The organism is Brucella sp. H1_1004 (assembly GCF_047308065.1).
Classification (GTDB): Bacteria; Pseudomonadota; Alphaproteobacteria; order Rhizobiales; family Rhizobiaceae; genus Brucella; species Brucella pseudogrignonensis_B.
The window spans coordinates 891,434-908,010 of record NZ_JAYKZA010000001.1; the positions used below are offsets into that span (position 1 = coordinate 891,434).

Sequence of the window (16,577 nt, forward strand, 5' to 3'; positions counted from 1 at the left end):
CCTAGCCTTTGACACCGCCAGCCGTGAGACCGGAAACGATCCGCCGCTGGAAGATGAGAACGAGGACAACAAGAGGAACGGTGACAATGACCGATGCGGCCATGATGTTGCCCCATGGAATTTCAAACTGACTGCTGCCAGACAGAAGTGCGATGGCGACCGGAACCGTGCGCTGCCCTGCTGAAGAGGTGAAGGTCAGCGCGAAAAGGAATTCGTTCCATGCAGAAATGAACGCGAGCAACCCGGTTGTGACGAGAGCGGGCCACATCAGCGGCATGAAAACGCGCGTAATAATCACCCATGATGAGGCACCATCGACAATTGCGGCTTCTTCGATCTCGACAGGTAGATCACGCATGAAAGTGGTAAGCACCCAGACGGTGAATGGCAGCGTGAAGATCATGTAAGAGAAAATGAGCGCAAGCGGCGTGTTGAAGATGCCGAGAAAGCGTATCAGTTCAAACAGGCCGGCCAGCACCGCAATTTGCGGGAACATCGAGACCGACAAGATGGTCAGCAGCAACAACCCGCGGCCACGGAAATTAACGCGCGCCAGCGCATAGGCGGCAGTCACGGCAAGCAGTAGCGAGATTGGGACCACAACCGTTGCAACAAGAAGCGAGTTTCCTAGACTTTGAACGAAGCTTCCATGGGTCAGCACGCCCGTATAATTGGCGACCGAGAAGCTTTCTGGCCAGAAATCGACCTGAAATAGCGCCGTCCCTGATTTGAAGCTCGTGATGATCGCATAGTAAAACGGAAACACCGCAATCAGGATGATGAACGCAACCAGCAGATAAAAGCTAAGGCTTTTCACATAATGCATGATGCTACTCTCCCTTGCCGCTGAGGTTTACACGTCCAAAAAACATGTAGAGGACTGTGATCGCTGCGATAATGAGAAAAAGCATCGTAGACGCTGTCGCCCCATAAGCGAACTTGTCGAAGTCGAAGAGATTTTCACGGGCAAACACCGACATTGTTTTTGTCTGAGCGTTGTTCGGCGTCAGTACGTAAATCAGGTCGAAGATGCGCAATGCATCAAGCATACGGAAAATCACGGCTACCATCAGTGCAGGGCGGATAAGTGGCAGTGTAACGCGCCAGAAAACCTTGATTGGATGGACACCATCTATTTTTGCGGCTTCATAAATGTCTGATGGGACCATTTGCAAACCCGCAAGGATAAGCAGCGCCATGAAGGGCGTTGTTTTCCAGACATCCACAATCAGAACCGCAATCATCGCCGTATCAGGATTTGCCGTCCAGGCGATCTTCTGGCTGATGATGCCGAGGTTAAGCAGAATGTGATTGAGAATGCCGAACTGGTCGTTGAGCATCCAGCCCCACATTTTGGCCGAAACAATAGTCGGTATCGCCCATGGGATGAGAATGGCTGCGCGGACGAGCCCACGGCCACGAAACTGCGCGTTTAGCACCAATGCCACGATGAGGCCGAATAGAGTCTCAAGACTGACGGAGAAAATGGTGAAACGGATGGTATTCCAGACTGCCCCCCACCATGCCGGATCAACGAGAAGCCCGCGATAGACGGTTTTGCCACTCTTGAGTGTGATCCATGTCAGGTAATTCTTGAAGCCGACAAATTCAGCTGTCGCTAAGCTCGTCAACGACGCATTGGTGAAGCTGAAATAGATAGTGCGGAGCAGCGGCCATCCGGCAACGAGCGCCAAGACAAGCAGTGTCGGTGCAAGAAACAACCAGGCCGAGCGAATTCGCTGCTTGTGGAGGTCCGAGTGGCGTCGGTTCCCCGATGCCACCCTTGAACCATCAAGAGAGGTCTCCGTCATGATTTTCCTCTGGGACTTTCTCGCTTGGGAAAAATGCGTTCGGATTGCTTGGGACCATAATCCGAACGCCGCTTGAACAGTGCTTACCAGCCAGAACCTTCAAGTTCTGTCAGTTCGACTTCAAGCAATTCAAGGTTTTCAGCCGCGGTGCCATTGCCAGAAAGGGTCTTGTGGACAGCATTCCAGAACTTGGCAGAAACCTCGTTATATTTCACCTTGGTGGCTGCCGATGGGCGCGGTACTGCGTTTTGAAATATCGGTTTCCAGTTGGCCATAAATGGCTGTGCTGCGATGATTTCCTGATCATCATAGAGCGATTCAATGGTCGGGAGACGCGAGATTTCGATGGCCTGCACTTTCTGCACTTCCGGTGAAGCGAGATATTTCACCAGTTCAACCGCAGCATCTTGCTTGGTTGAGTATTTGGATACAGCCAGGTTCCAGCCACCCAGTGCAGAGGAGGGCGCTTCACCTTCCGTGCCAGCTGGCAGAGGCGCGACGTCAAATTTGCCTTTAACTGCGCTATCGTCATTATCTCCGAGTGCATAAGCATAAGGCCAGTTGCGCATAAAGACGGCGTTCCCCGTCTGCCAGACACCGCGCGACTCTTCTTCCTGATAAGCCAATACACCCTGTGGTGATATGGAATTGATCCAGCCTTTTGCGCGATCAAGGGCTGCTGCGGCCTGTTCATTGTTGATCGAAATTGTTCCATCGGCTTCAACAATCTGACCACCACCTGACGATTTAACCCATTCAAGTGCGTTGCATGTCAGCCCTTCATAAGCATTCCCTTGGAACACAAAGCCCCAAAGATCAGCCTTGCCGTCGGCACGCTCTTTATCCATGATTTCTTTGGCGGTCGTCGTCATTTCATCCCATGTTTTCGGGACGGGCTTGCCATATTTTTCCAGCAAGTCTTTGCGATAAAACAGCGCTGGTGCATCTGTATAAAATGGCAGTGCGACCAGTTTGCCGTTTACTGTCTGCGATGCGATGATCGATGGGAAATGCGTGCCAGTGACGTCTTTTGTTGCTTCTTTCAGATCGACAAACTGGTCCGAAAGCTGTGGTGCCCAAACGATATCCGTTTGATAAACATCAATATCCGCATTGCCTGCCGCAAGCCACAACCGATACTGGCTGAATTGCTCGCTACTGGACGACGGCATCGCAACGATGTTGACCTTGTGGCCAGTGTCTTTCTCAAATTTGGAAATCTGTTCCTGTAGAAACTTGATGTTATTGCCGGTCGAGTTTGCAGCAATTGAAATCTCGTCAGCCTGAGCAAACGTCGTTGCCAGCCCAAAAACTGCACATGCTGCCAGAGCACTGGTTATCTTTTTCATTGGTTCCTCCTCCCATCCATTCTGCAAGCGGTTTGATAAAATCGAAAACGGTTTGGATAGAGAAAAGGTTGCAGACGAGAGCTTTTCTGTCAACCCACTCATTGTTGTAGCTCAACAAGAATTAATTTTATAAGCTTTTACTATTTGAATTCAATGCTATAACAATGTGTATGAAAAGCGGAGCTTTGTTTTCTGCGATGCAATCGCGTGATGATTCACGATAAGTTTTTCAAAAATATTGAAAGCGCTTTCAAAATTCGTCATTGTCGTTACAATCAACTCTGGATATGCCAAATATTAGTAGCTGCAACTCTGCAATAATCGTCTGCCTCATATGTCTCTAAATCGATAACCCACATGAAACTTCGCGAATTTGCCAAACAAGTCGGTCTCTCTGCCACTACTGTCAGCCGTGCGCTGAGCGGTTATCCGGAGGTTGCCGAAAGCACACGCAAGCGCGTAATGGACGAAGCTGTCCGCCTTGGCTACAGGCCGAATGTCAATGCTGTACGGCTGGTGACTGGCCGTGCCGGAGCAATTGGCGTTGTGATGGGGCGCAACAGTGAGTTTCACTTTGCAGAATTCATGCGGGGAATGGCTGAGCGTCTGAGTGTCGATGAGGTCGATATTCTGGTGAGTCCGACGGCAAGCACTGGCACTGACGACGAGGTGCAGCTCTGCCGCAGGCTTGCAACCAGCAGGCGGGTCGATGCGATTATCATCACGTCGCCCAAACCAAATGACGAACGCATAAGATTATTGCATGAACTCGGCATGCCGTTTCTTGTCCATGGACGCTCGGACACTGATATTCCGCATGCGTGGCTGGACATCGATAATGAAGGCGCGGTTTATCGTGCGACCGCACATTTGCTCGATCTCGGCCACACGCATATCGCCATGATCAATGGGCGATATGGTTTTACTTTCTCACTTCACCGCGATGCAGGGTATCGCAAGGCGCTTGAAGAAAAAGGCGTTGTCTTCGATCCAGAGCTTGTTGAACATGGCGATTTCACCGATGAGGTCGGTTATCGCCTTGCCAAAAAATTGCTGGAGCGAAATCCCCGGCCAACAGCGTTTGTTGCAGGTTCGATGATGACGGCTTTGGGTATTTATCGCGCAGCGCGGTCGCTCGGCTTGACAATTGGCAAAGACCTTTCAGTCATCGCTCATGATGACGTTATCTCCTTCCTAAGTGCAGACAATATGGTCCCTTCGCTTACTGCCACACGCTCTTCCATGCGTGCTGCTGGCAAGCGCTGTGCCGATCTGTTGATGGATATGCTGGATGGCCGCGTTGCGTCGGACGTTAACGAGCTTTGGCCAGTTGAGCTTATCTTGCGGGAAACAGCTGTACGAGCCCCCAAATAAGCAACAACTTATGAAGTTTAACGATTCTCCAATCAATTCGATTGTATGGATTTTCTAAACTCAAAGAAAATAACAGCTTGTCTTCAGTGTGAGAGTTAAGCTGTTGTTGCGTAATTTGGCTTGGATATCTGAATGAGCGGTATCGCAACCCGGACAGGCACGCATAATAGTGCTTCCGATCCGACGCGAATGGCGATGCGCCAAATAGCGCTCGTCATCGCTACGGCGATTCTGTGCATTCTTCTGGTTTCGTTTCGCCCGTTCACGCCGGTCGTGGTTACGGATGGTCAACCAGCTGGTGATACGATTAATCAGCTAGGCTTTGGCATTGTTGGGGCCGTCGCGCTCGTGTCTTTGGCCATGTTTGCGCAGCCTGGAAAGGTCGTGCGCTTGGTTAGCATCGGCTGGGTGCTGATGTTTGCTATTCTTCTGGCCTCAGCCTTTGTCAGCCCTGATCCGTCAACGGCCATTCGCGGGATCATGCTGACATTGATCGGTGTGCTCGCAATCATCGCGGTGCTTGCTTTGCCACAGGATGCAGATAGCTATTCATGGATGCTGCTTATTGTGGCGTCGATCGTTATCATTGTCTCCTATGCGGGTGTGGTGCTCTTACCCAATCTCGGCACACATGGCGCTGATGCCGTCGAGCCACAGAATTCTTTCCTCTGGCGTGGCGTATTTACACATAAGAACATTGCCGGGCCGGTTATGGCCACTTTTGCTTTCGCAGGTATTTATCTGTGGCGGCGGGGCTGGCGCATCAGTGGAGCCGTGATTGCGTTACTGGCATTGTTCTTTGTCGCGCATACAGGTTCTAAAACTACGGTGGCACTGGTGCCCTTCGCCATGCTGTTGGTCGTTGGGCCGGGCCTGTTTGGCCTTCGTGGACTTGCGCCGCTGATGATTTTTGTCATTCAATTGATGTTCGCATTGTTCACAATTGGAACGGTGCTGTTTGAACCACTCCATCAAATGGTTTTGAAGGTCTCAGTTGATCCGACCTTTACGGGGAGAACGTCGATCTGGGCCTTTGCGATTGAAGCTTTGCATAGTCGGCCGTGGACGGGGTTCGGGTTTGAAAGTTTTTGGAGTACCGGTGCCGCAAAAGAAGCGGCAAATCCTTATTATCTGGATTGGGATGTACGCGGCATTGTCCATGCGCATAATGGCTATCTCGATATTACGCTTTCGATGGGTCTTATTGGCCTCATCTGTGCGATTGTTGTCATTATCATTATGCCGCTTGTGAACTATATGCGGTGCAGACCAACACGTGAAAACCTGCTGCTTGCCGATTTTTTCCTGATGTTCGTCTTTTTCGGCACGCTGAATGCGATGCTGGAAAGTTTCTTTTTCCGTCGCATGGATCCTGTCTGGCTCATGCTCGTTTTTGCAATTTTTGGTCTGCGGATGACGGCCAAAGTCACCATACCCAAGCGGAGCTTTTCATGAATATTGCAATTGTTGGCACCGGATTTGTGTCCGATTACTACATGACGACGCTTCGCAATTACCCGCAGCTAAAGCTGCTTGGGGTTTTTGATCGTTCGGATGAGCGGTTGAAAGTTTTTGCTGCGCATTACAATGTCCGTGCTTATGAGAGCTTCGATGCGGTGCTGGCCGATAAAGACGTTCAGATTGTCCTCAATCTGACGACGCCGGAAAATCATTATGCGATTTCGCGCGCCGCTCTTGAGGCGGGTAAGCATGTCTATTCCGAAAAACCGCTGGCCATGGATTTCAATGATGCCAAGGCGCTTGTCGAATTTGCAGCCGCTAACGGACTAACACTGGCAGCCGCACCAGCCAATGGTCTCAGTGACGCGCAGAAGCTGGTTTCAGGTTCAATGAGCGAGATCGGCACGCCACGTCTTGTTTATGCCGAAATGGAAGACGGCCCGGTTTTTCGCGACAAATGGGCGACATGGCGCTCTCAATCGGGCGCGCCATGGCCTGGTCTGCACGAGTTCGAGATCGGTTGCACACTGGAACATGCAGGCTATGCGCTCTCATGGCTTGTGTCGCTTTTTGGTCCCGTTGAAAGCGTTACCGCCTTCTCTTCTATCGCCTTCCAGAACAAGGGACCGGGAACAGAGCATCTGCACATGGCGCCGGATTTCTCGGTCGGTTGCCTGCGGTTTAAATCCGGTCTTGTTGCACGTCTCACGTCCGGCCTTGCAATGCCGAAGGACCGCAGCCTGACAATCGTGGCCGACAAAGGTTCCATCACGGTCGATGATCTCTGGGATAACCGTTCGGCGGTCCGGCTTGAATCAACGGACCGAAAGCGTTCTATCCTGTCGCGTGTCTTTGGAAGGCTGGAAGCCAAACTCGGCAAGACTTTGCCATGGAAACCGGCTGTCGGCAGCAAGCTCGCCTATCCAAAAGGCGATGCGTTAAGCCTGCCTTCATTTCCATCCCAGATTGATTTCATGCGTGGCGTGGCTGATCAGGCGTGCGCCATTGAAACCGGTAAGACGGCCTTTTTCTCCGGTGCGGTGGCGCTGCACATCACCGAAGTTGCTCTTGCACTCAACAATGCCGGAGAAAATGCAGCGTCCTATAAGGTGCAGAGCACCTTCTAGTTTGGCTTTTGAGCAAGCACAGTGCTAACGATATTTGCCACCGCAGCACTGTGTTCAAGCGGCATGATCGGGCTTGAAATCTTGCCGCGTGTCACGGCATCGCGCATGGCTTGCGCCTGAAACTGCAAGCCATTGCCAGAAAATGGATGATGCTCCACAATTCTGCCCGGAAGTGGCAGACGGTTAAGCACCTTGCCAATCACCCCGCCCGGTCCTTTCGGACCAAGGGCTGAATTCAGCACTTTTGCGGAAAAAATCGTCAAACGCTGTGCTTTGAGAAATGGTGCATGAATGAGGATTGCGCCGTCTGTTCCTTCAATCAGCATCTGGTTTTGACCGTCCCGGTCAAAACCGCATGAGATCTCAGCTGTGGCAGTTGCATAGTTCAGCGTGATTTCCGTCCGCATATCGACGCCACTCTTTGCTTTTGTCCAGCGTCCGCTCACAGCATCAGGCAGGCCCAGAAAACTGAGAGCGAGTGAAACCGGATAGACACCGAGATCGAAGGCGGCGCCACCGCCCAAGGCCGGATTAAAAAAGCGACTTTTCGGGTCTTCTTCACGAAAATAGGAGAGGTCGGCTTCGATGCGCTTGATTGTTCCGACGCGCCCGGCTTTGACCTGTTCACAGGTGGCATGGATCGCTGGCAGAAAGCGACTCCACATTGCTTCCATGGCAAAGACGTTATGCGCCTGGCTTGCGGCTGAAATCGCGTTTGCGCCGTCTGCATCGAGCGTCAGCGGTTTTTCGGTGAGGCATGCTTTGCCAGCAGCAATGGCCTGTAGCGTTTGTGGCACGTGCATCGCGTTTGGCGTGGCAATATAGACGGCATCGAAATCGGGGCTGCTTAGAAATGCCGCTGCATTATCAAACGCGTGATCTGCGCCAATTTTGTTCTTGAACTCTACGGCACTTTCTAGCGAGCGCGAGCAAACGGCGGTTACGCACATATCGGTGCTTGCGTTAATATCGGTGGCAAACGCATTGGCAATTGTGCCTGTTCCCCAGATGCCCCAGCGAAAACTCTTGCCGTTGTATTTGCTCGTCATGATTTTACCGCCAACCCCTTCGCGATACCCTTGTCAATTCTGCGTTGTATATCGCATGATATGCGCGATTACGACCGGCTTTGCTTGCCGTCTGCATCTTCATGGGATCAAGGTAAAAATATGAGTGGAATTGTTGTAGCTGTTGCGCGTGACGCCAAGCATCGCTTTTCGAAACAGCTTGTTTCAGAGATCAGCATTGTTGCGGGAGAGGGTGTTGAGGGTGATGCGCATAAGGGCGTCACGGTTAAGCATCGCTCGCGCGTGAGAGCTGATCCAACACAGCCCAATCTGCGTCAGGTTCATCTCATTCAGTCCGAGCTTTTTGAAGAGTTGGCTGGCAAAGGGTTTAATATTTCACCCGCCGATCTGGGTGAAAACATCACGACGCGCGGCATTGATCTGCTCGCACTGCCAAAATCTGCGATTCTCAAAATCGGTAATGATGTGGTTCTGGAAATCACGGGGTTGCGCAATCCTTGCTCGCAGATTGAGAAATATGAGAAGGGACTTTTGAACGCTGTGCTGGATAAAACGGAAGATGGCGTGTTGATACGAAAATCAGGTGTGATGTCGATCGTTCTAGCGGGCGGAAATGTGCGGGCCGGTGATGTTATCGAGATTGAACTTCCGCCGTTGCCGCACGCGAAACTGGAAAAGGTCTGAGCATTTAAATCGGTTAGTTTTTTAGAAAAAGGCCTATCAAATTTGCGTCATATGCCCTAGATCATCCAGAAATAGGATAAAGACTGGCGCTATAGAGTGCGAAAGTCAAAGCCAAGACAGTCCAGTCTGTCGGCTCTCTAATTCTGTATGACAAGCCGGATGGCTGTGTTTCAAAAGGGCAAAAAATGGAAAAAGCAGATATCGGAATGGTCGGCCTCGGCGTTATGGGTTCGAACCTTGCGCTGAACATCGCCGAGAAGGGCTACACGGTAGCCGTCTATGACCGCGACGAGCCCGTCCTGCAAGCATTCGTCGAAAAAGCAGGCGCGCTGCGTGACAAGATTATCCCTTGCGCCACTTTTGAAGAACTGGCTGACAATATCCGCAAACCACGTCCAATCATTTTCCTGATCAAAGCTGGCGCACCCGTTGATGCCGAAACAACGCGCCTCAAGGCCTATCTTGAGCCGGGCGATATCATGATCGATGCCGGTAACTCCGACTATCGTGACACGATGCGCCGCCTCAAGGCGCTCGGCCCCAACGATCCAACCTTTGTCGGCATGGGTGTATCGGGAGGCGCTGAAGGCGCTCGTCATGGCCCATCAATGATGGTTGGCGGCACGCAGGAAGCCTATGATCGTATCGCGCCGATTCTTCTGGCTGCGGCTGCAAAATATAAAGGCGAGCCTTGCTGTGCGCTGGTTGGGCCGGATGGCGCAGGTCATTTCGTAAAGACCATTCACAATGGTATTGAATATGCCGATATGCAGATGATTGCCGAAATCTACGGCATTTTGCGCGACGGTCTTGGCCTTTCCGCGCCTGCTATCGGTGATGTGTTCGAGAAGTGGAATGCGGGTCCGCTCAATTCCTACCTCATTGAAATCACAGCAAAAGTTCTGAAAGCCACGGATCCTGAAACTGGCAAGGCAATGGTCGACATGATCCTCGATCAGGCCGGACAGAAGGGCACTGGACGTTGGTCGGCGATTGAAGCACAGATGCTCGGCGTTCCTGCAACGGGCATTGAAGCAGCGGTCGACGCACGCTCGATTTCTTCGCTGAAAGCGGAACGTGAAGCTGCTGAAAAGGCCTATAAGCCGGCACCGCGCACGCTTAATATTGCTGATCAGGCGCAGTTTCTTGCTGATCTGGAGCAGGGGCTGCTGGCGGGCAAGATCGTTGCCTATGCACAGGGCTTTGCCGTTCTGGCCGCAGCGTCCAAGGAACATGGCTGGAACATCCCGCTTGCAACAACCGCCCGCATCTGGCGCGAAGGTTGCATCATCCGTTCGCTGTTCCTCGACGATATTGCGCAGGCTTTTGAAGGCCAGGAAATCGAGAATCTTCTGCTGGTTCCTGCTTTTGTTGAACGCATGGGCAAGGCATCGAAGGGCCTTCGAAAAGTCGTTGCACAGGCAGCTCTCGCAGGTCTGCCGCTCCCGGCACTTGGTTCTGCATTGAGCTATTTCGACGGCTTTACGCAGTCGCAGGGGACAGCCAATGTCATTCAGGGTCAGCGCGATTTCTTTGGTTCACATGGCTTCAAGCGCATCGACAAAGATGGCGATTTCCATGGTCCATGGGGCAACTAAGTGCTTAAACTTATCCCTCTAAATGTGCGTAACCACAAAAGAGGCGTATTTTTGACACCAGTTGAACACAGGTTTCACAAAAAAGCCGCCAGTTTTGGCGGCTTTTTTGTTGGTTTTTGGCGTTAAAAGCACGTTTTAAGCGCACTTTATGCTTTTTGCGGTGCGCTTTAATCGGCCAGAACGAGCAAATCATGGGCCGCAAAATGCACTGTCACTTTATCACCACGCTGCGGCGGAGTGTGTGTCGGATCATTGAACGTATCGAAGGACAACTGGTTCTTACCAAGTGCTACACGTGTCCGGATAACCGAGCCGAGGAAATGCACATCCTGGATGGTCGCATCAAGCGACGTATCGTGGCTTTTGCGCGCTTCGAGACTGACTGCTTCCGGACGCAGCGCCAGGGTAATCGCTTTTCCCTTTTCGTGATGACCAAGTTCTTCATTCACTTTGATCATGCGCCCGTCGAGCTCAATGCTGTTCTGTCCGGGTTCGGCGACTGATGCCTCAAGCATATTGAGCGTGCCGACAAAGGAAGCGACGAAGCGTGATGCAGGGCGGTTATAAATGTCGAAAGGCGTTCCAATCTGATCTGCCTTGCCTTCATGCATGACGACGATACGGTCAGAGATCGACAGTGCTTCTTCCTGATCGTGCGTTACGAAAACCGTGGTGATGCCGAGCTTCTGCTGGATCGCACGAATTTCCTGACGCAGCGAAATACGGATTTTCGCATCGAGCGCTGACAGTGGTTCGTCGAGCAGAAGCACTTGCGGCTTTGTTGCAAGCGCACGCGCCAAGGCCACACGCTGCTGCTGGCCGCCGGACATCTGATAAGGATAACGATCCGCAAGATGCTCAAGCCGGATCAGACCAAGCATTTCTTTGACGGTTGCATCGATTTCGGCTTTCGATTTGCCAGAGACGCGAAGACCGAACGCGACGTTCTGCGCGACGGTCATGTTTGGAAACAGTGCATAGGCTTGGAAGACCATGCCGATATTGCGCTGGTTTGGCTTAAGGTCAACGACGTCTTTTCCGTCGATTTCAATTGCGCCCTGATCCGCCGTTTCAAATCCGGCAATCATGCGCAGCACGGTTGTCTTGCCGCAGCCCGATGGGCCGAGGAACGAGACGAATTCGCCCTTTTCGACAGCCAGGTTGAATTCGTGGACAACCGTATTGGCGCCGAAGCTTTTTTTCAGATGCTTGAGATTAAGAAAAGCCATGACTATTACCCGGCGTTCGTCTTGAATTTATTGAGGCGTGAAACGAGCTGCAACATGATGATGCTAAGCCACGTAATGCCGAACGAGATAATCGCCAGCGCCGATGGTTCATAAGCGCGGTTGGCGCCAACGAGCTGGAGATAAGGACCAAAGGCCGGACGATTGAGCAGCGAAGCCAGCGTAAACTCGCCAATCACGATGGCAAAAGTGATGAAAGCTCCGCTCATGACACCAGAAATCACATTCGGGAAGATAACCTTGAACATGATCCGTCCCCAGCCAGCGCCAAGGCTCTGGGCTGCTTCGGTCAAAGTGCGAACATCAATCGTGCGCATCGCCGTATCGACGGCGCGATACATATAAGGCAGCGAGAGTGTCATATAGCCGAACATCAGCAGCAGGTCGGTGGCCCGCGTCGATGAGGTGAATGGCAGCCATGACGACGAATTATAGATGCGCAAATAGCCGAACACGATGACGATGGCCGGAATAACCAGCGGCATCAAGGTGATAAACTCGATCAATGGGCGCAGATGCGGCAGGCGCAAACGCACCCAATAGGCAGTCGGCACAACCAGCAGCACCCCGAAGATAATCGTCAGAATGCCCAGAACGATCGAATAGCTGAAGGTTGCCTGAAAGTTCGGATCACTGAAAACCACCCGATAGGCATCGAAAGAATATTCACCACGACGCATACGCAGAGAAAATTCAAACGTGCCAATGAGTGGAACCAGAAAGTAGATCGCGCCAATGAAAAAGGCGATCCATGCACCGATTTTCTGGGCGTTGAAGCCTTTTTTCATCGCTGCCACCTTTCGGCACGCATGCGCAGCCAGATGTAGATAAGGTTGGAAATGCCGGTAATCACGATCATGCCGAGTGCCAGTGCATAGCCAAGATTCTGGTTGTGCAGCACGTCACCTCTGATCTGGGCATAGAGCAGGATCGGAACAATATTGAGCGACGAACCCGTCAGCGCATAAGCAGTTGCAATCGCACCAAAGGCATTCGCGAATAAAAGCAGCGTTGTGCCGAGCAGGCTTGGCCAGAGAATTGGGAAAGCAACCATGCGCCAATATTGAAGATTGGTCGCGCCGAGAATCGAGGAAGCTTCTCGCCATTCTTTTTTAAGGCCATCGAGAGCAGGGGTCAGAATGAGCACCATCAGCGGGATCTGGAAGAACAGATAGGTGATGGTCAGGCCGAAGAAGCTCAACAGGTTAAAGCCGGTTGAGTAGAGATTGAAACCAAACCACTCTCGCAACAGGATTGTTACAAAGCCAGTCCGGCCAAGGGTCGCGAGAAACGCGAAGGCCAGCGGAACGCCAGCGAAATTCGATGCAACGCCAGAAAAAGTCAGAACTGTCGGGCGCAGCCAGCGTGGCAGATTGCCAAGCACCACGGCCCAGGCCAGAAAGAAGCCGATCAATGCGCCACCGAGCGCCGATGCGAGGCTCACTTTGATCGAAATCCAGTAGGCGCTCAGAATTTGCGGCTGGAAAAGATCCTGAACGTTTTTCAGGGTGAAATTGCCGTCTGGATCCTGAAATGCACCGACGATGAGATACATCGTGGGCCAGAGAAGGAACAGAATGGCAAAGAGGAAGAACGGAGCAACGCCAAGCCACGACAGCGGCAATTGACGCTTTCGCACCCGTTGGAATGGTGCGTCTGTATCGGCTGTTGAACTCATATGTTCTTTCTTAAAAGCTGAATCCCAAAAAGACCACCCGCTTTCCGGATTAATCGCGTGAAAGCAAAGACTGTGACGACCATTGCTGGTCGTCACAGATCATGAACAGGGTCGATTAAGTGCGCTTACTGGACGTTTGCGCCAACAACGCTGTCCCAGTTCTTGGTGATTTCTTCCTGAGCGGTTTCAATCTGTTCAAGAGTTGGGAAGATAGCCTTTTCATAGGCTTCTGCTGGCGGCAGCTTGTCGAGCAGTTCCTGTGGGATTTTGCCAGCCTTAGCCATTGCGTTGAAGCGAATTGGGTGACAATAGCCCTTCAGATAGCCGAGCTGACCATCATCCGAATAAATATGTTCCATCCACAGCTTTGCAGCGTTTGGATGCGGTGCATAAGCGCTGATTGCCTGAACATAAACGCCTGCAACAACGCCGGTTTTCGGAATCACGGTTTCGATTTCCGGATTGCCCTTAAGCGTGTCACGGTCTGCGAGTGAGTTGTAATCCCAGCGAATGACGATTGGGGTGGAACCCTGTGCGAGCGAAGCAGCCTTGCCGATCACCGGAACGAAGTTGCCAGCCGCATTGAGTTCCTTGAAGAATTCAAGACCCTTCTTGCCAGCTTCTGCGCCGGGTTCTGCACCGCGTGCGATACCAGCAGCATGAACGCCGAGGATGGCCTGTGCGGAAACGCGTGGGTCACCAGCGAGAGCAACCGAGTTTGCGTAATCGCTCTTGAGTAGGTCTTCCCAATCCTGTGGGATGTCCTTGACGATGTCTTTGTTTACTTCGAAACCAAGAACGCCGTAATAGTCGCCATACCAGTAACCTTCAGGGTCTTTGGCGCTGTCTGGAATTTCGTCCCAGGTTGCAACCTTGTAAGGCTGGATCAGGCCGTCTTTCTTTGCAGTCGTGCCGAAAGCGAAGCCAACGTCGATGACGTCAGGAGCCTGTGGGCCCTTGTTATCTTTGTTTGCCTTGATGGCCTCGATTTCGTCGCCCGAACCAGCATCAGGGTTCAGTTCGTTAACCTTGAGACCATACTTGTCTTTGAAGCTCTTGATGATGTCGCCATAGCCGCACCAGTCGTGTGGCAGAGCGATTGTGGTCAGTTCGCCTTCAGCTTTCGCGGCGGCGATGAGTTCGGCTGATGGTTCAGCGGCAGCGATCGAAACCCCACCGACGGCGATTGCCGTCGAAAGCGACAGCAGACGCGCAGTAAATGCAAGCATGTTAAACTCCCCTGTTAAGTCGGACGAACGCTCCCGGTCGATTCCAGTGTTCGCGCACTCCCGATAGCCGTCCTGGATGACGGTTGGATGACAGTTTGCGAATTGTCACAAATTATCAACGGTGGAAAGTGAAACACGTTTTCAGAGACTTAGCAATTGACCCTAACGGATGATCTGCATTTTTATGACAATAAATATGACAAAGGTTTCGTCATTGTCACAATTTGAAAAGACGCTTTTCCCAAAACGACAGGAGTTTGCCTGCGCGCGGCATGGCGCGTGCAGAGCAACTTCAAACGAAAATCTATGAAACTTTGCGAAGCGAAGTCGGTTTCGTATGAAAACGGCTTTTGGTGTGAGTTGAGGTCAGTGACCTCCACCACCGCCGCCCGCGCCTTGTTTCGGCTTTCTGAGCATGATTGCGCAAACCGCCAGCGAACAGAACATAACCGTCAGGATGAAGAACACGTCGATGAATGACATGAGAGTGGCCTGCTGGCGCACCATGCCTGACAGTTTGGAGATTGCAATGGTTGGGCCATCAAGTCCGGCTGAATTATATTTTGCCGTGAGATTTGCCAGCATCTGTTCGGCTTCGGCATTGCCCCAGCGAACATGCTCCGCCAACCGTTCGTAATGCAAATCACTACGGCGCATCAGGATGGTGTTGATGACCGCCAGGCCGACTGCGCCACCAAGGTTACGCGTGAGATTGAAAAGGCCAGAGGCATTTTTCATCAGCGAAGGGGGCAGGGTTCCAAGCGCCAGATTGTTGATTGGAACCATACACAGCATCAGTGAGCAGCCGCGCAAAATCTGTGGGATCAGCAGTTCGTAAAAATCCCAATCCGCTGTCAGTCCAGTGACCATCCAGGTTCCCGCCGCGAAGCCTAAGAAGCCGATCATCATCATCAGGCGCGGGTCCATCCGGTTTGACAGGAAACCGGCGAGGGGCGCGGTGAAGAACATGGCAAGGCCGCTGACAAACAGCGCTTCGCCGATCATCAGAGCGTCGTAGCCGCGGATCTGACTAAGATAGAGTGGATAGAGATAGGTGAGGCCATAAAGACCAACGCCCATCACGAAGGAGAACAACGACCCAAAGGCAAAGTTGACATTCTTGAAGGCGCGTAAATCAACGATGGGTTCTTCGCTGGTAAATGCGCGATAAAAGAAAACGATGCCGCCAATGGTCATGACGCCGGTCAAGATGAAGATTGCTTCATCCTGTAGCCAGTCGTTGCGTGGTCCTTCTTCGAGCACATATTCCATTGAACCAAGGAATGCGGCCATGCCAGCAAGGCCCCACCAGTCGAACTTGCTCAAAAGCGAGCTGTCGCCTTCGTCAAAATCGATGAGGTTCCATGCTGCGATTGTCACCAGAATGCCGGGGCCGACATTGACCAGAAACAGCCAGTGCCATGAAAAGGCATGACTGAGATAACCGCCGACCGTCGGTCCGATTGTGGGCGCAAGCGTTGCAACGAGGCCGATCATCGGTGACACGATGGACCGTTTGGACGGCGGAAAGATCGTAAAGGCGGCTGCAAACACGCTGGGGATCATGCCACCGCCGATAAAGCCCTGAATAGCACGATAGACGATCATCTGATCGATGTTGGTCGCAGTCGCGCAGAGCATGGAGGCAAGCGTGAAGCCTGCGGCTGAAACAGTGAACAACACGCGCGTCGAGACAAGTCGGCCCAGAAAACCTGAAAGCGGAATCATGATGACTTCAGCAATCAGATAAGAGGTCTGCACCCATGATATTTCATCGGAACTGGCGCTGAGGCCTGCCTGAATTTCAGACAGAGATGCAGATACAATCTGAATATCCAGAATGGCCATGAACATGCCGAACACCATCGCAAGAAAGGCAATCGCCTTCTTGGGATCGATACGATCATCTGCGGGAGCCATCGGCCCCATCGTGGTGTCTGCAGCCATGAAGGCGCACTCCAAAAAGGAAAAAGAGGTGGTGCATTATTAAA

Annotated in this window: 14 protein-coding genes; 5 read left to right on the forward strand and 9 right to left on the reverse strand. The window is 52.1% G+C overall.

Features of this window, described 5'->3' with window-relative positions; translation table 11 throughout:
* Position 1: 1 nt before the first annotated feature.
* The 3 genes from U2P60_RS04430 to U2P60_RS04440 all read right to left on the reverse strand — a co-directional run bounded on the left by U2P60_RS04430 (position 2) and on the right by U2P60_RS04440 (position 3,160).
* Positions 2-826, reverse strand: a complete 825-nt coding sequence (locus U2P60_RS04430) for a carbohydrate ABC transporter permease (protein ID WP_413571503.1) — start codon at positions 824-826, stop codon at positions 2-4.
* Between the two features lie 4 nt (positions 827-830).
* A complete protein-coding gene (locus U2P60_RS04435) occupies positions 831-1,811 on the reverse strand; it encodes a carbohydrate ABC transporter permease (RefSeq protein ID WP_413571504.1) in 981 nt (326 codons plus the stop codon).
* 83 nt (positions 1,812-1,894) lie between these two features.
* On the reverse strand, positions 1,895-3,160 hold the full coding sequence (locus U2P60_RS04440; protein ID WP_413571505.1) for an ABC transporter substrate-binding protein: 1,266 nt from the start codon (positions 3,158-3,160) through the stop codon (positions 1,895-1,897).
* 357 nt (positions 3,161-3,517) lie between these two features.
* On the opposite strand from U2P60_RS04440, the gene U2P60_RS04445 reads away from it, so the two are divergent.
* From U2P60_RS04445 to U2P60_RS04455, 3 genes are all read left to right on the forward strand, one after another.
* Positions 3,518-4,534 carry a substrate-binding domain-containing protein gene (locus tag U2P60_RS04445; RefSeq protein WP_313829378.1) on the forward strand — a complete coding sequence of 339 codons (1,017 nt, stop codon included), beginning with the start codon at positions 3,518-3,520 and terminating at the stop codon, positions 4,532-4,534.
* A gap of 132 nt (positions 4,535-4,666) precedes the next feature.
* Entirely contained in the window at positions 4,667-5,989 is a 1,323-nt protein-coding gene (locus tag U2P60_RS04450) for an O-antigen ligase family protein (RefSeq protein WP_413571506.1), read from the forward strand.
* Complete coding sequence (locus U2P60_RS04455; protein ID WP_413571507.1) at positions 5,986-7,122, forward strand: Gfo/Idh/MocA family protein; 1,137 nt, start codon at positions 5,986-5,988, stop codon at positions 7,120-7,122. The genes U2P60_RS04450 and U2P60_RS04455 overlap by 4 nt, the downstream gene beginning before the upstream one ends.
* Here the strand turns inward: U2P60_RS04455 and U2P60_RS04460 are convergent.
* Positions 7,119-8,171: a Gfo/Idh/MocA family protein gene (locus U2P60_RS04460; protein ID WP_413571508.1), complete on the reverse strand. Its 1,053-nt coding sequence runs from the start codon at positions 8,169-8,171 to the stop codon at positions 7,119-7,121. The two genes, U2P60_RS04455 and U2P60_RS04460, sit on opposite strands and share 4 nt — an antisense overlap.
* Before the next feature lie 120 nt (positions 8,172-8,291).
* Between U2P60_RS04460 and U2P60_RS04465 the strand changes: the two genes are divergently transcribed.
* Both U2P60_RS04465 and gndA read left to right on the forward strand, forming a co-directional pair.
* A complete protein-coding gene (locus U2P60_RS04465; protein WP_313829380.1) occupies positions 8,292-8,834 on the forward strand; it encodes an MOSC domain-containing protein in 543 nt (180 codons plus the stop codon).
* Positions 8,835-9,019: 185 nt separating this feature from the next.
* Positions 9,020-10,432: an NADP-dependent phosphogluconate dehydrogenase gene (gene gndA / locus U2P60_RS04470; protein WP_413571509.1), complete on the forward strand. Its 1,413-nt coding sequence runs from the start codon at positions 9,020-9,022 to the stop codon at positions 10,430-10,432.
* A gap of 167 nt (positions 10,433-10,599) precedes the next feature.
* On the opposite strand, the gene U2P60_RS04475 is transcribed toward gndA, so the two are convergent.
* From U2P60_RS04475 to U2P60_RS04495, 5 genes are all read right to left on the reverse strand, one after another.
* Positions 10,600-11,661 carry an ABC transporter ATP-binding protein gene (locus tag U2P60_RS04475; RefSeq protein WP_413571510.1) on the reverse strand — a complete coding sequence of 354 codons (1,062 nt, stop codon included), beginning with the start codon at positions 11,659-11,661 and terminating at the stop codon, positions 10,600-10,602.
* 5 nt (positions 11,662-11,666) lie between these two features.
* Positions 11,667-12,467 carry an ABC transporter permease gene (locus U2P60_RS04480; protein WP_313829383.1) on the reverse strand — a complete coding sequence of 267 codons (801 nt, stop codon included), beginning with the start codon at positions 12,465-12,467 and terminating at the stop codon, positions 11,667-11,669.
* Positions 12,464-13,357 carry an ABC transporter permease subunit gene (locus U2P60_RS04485; RefSeq protein ID WP_313829384.1) on the reverse strand — a complete coding sequence of 298 codons (894 nt, stop codon included), beginning with the start codon at positions 13,355-13,357 and terminating at the stop codon, positions 12,464-12,466. The genes U2P60_RS04480 and U2P60_RS04485 overlap by 4 nt, the downstream gene beginning before the upstream one ends.
* A gap of 125 nt (positions 13,358-13,482) precedes the next feature.
* The gene (locus U2P60_RS04490) at positions 13,483-14,586 is read right to left on the reverse strand and encodes an ABC transporter substrate-binding protein (RefSeq protein WP_313829385.1); all 1,104 of its coding nucleotides are present in this window, start codon (positions 14,584-14,586) and stop codon (positions 13,483-13,485) included.
* A gap of 366 nt (positions 14,587-14,952) precedes the next feature.
* Positions 14,953-16,533, reverse strand: coding sequence for a DHA2 family efflux MFS transporter permease subunit (locus U2P60_RS04495; RefSeq protein ID WP_413571511.1), 1,581 nt, complete (start codon positions 16,531-16,533; stop codon positions 14,953-14,955).
* Positions 16,534-16,577 lie beyond the last annotated feature (44 nt).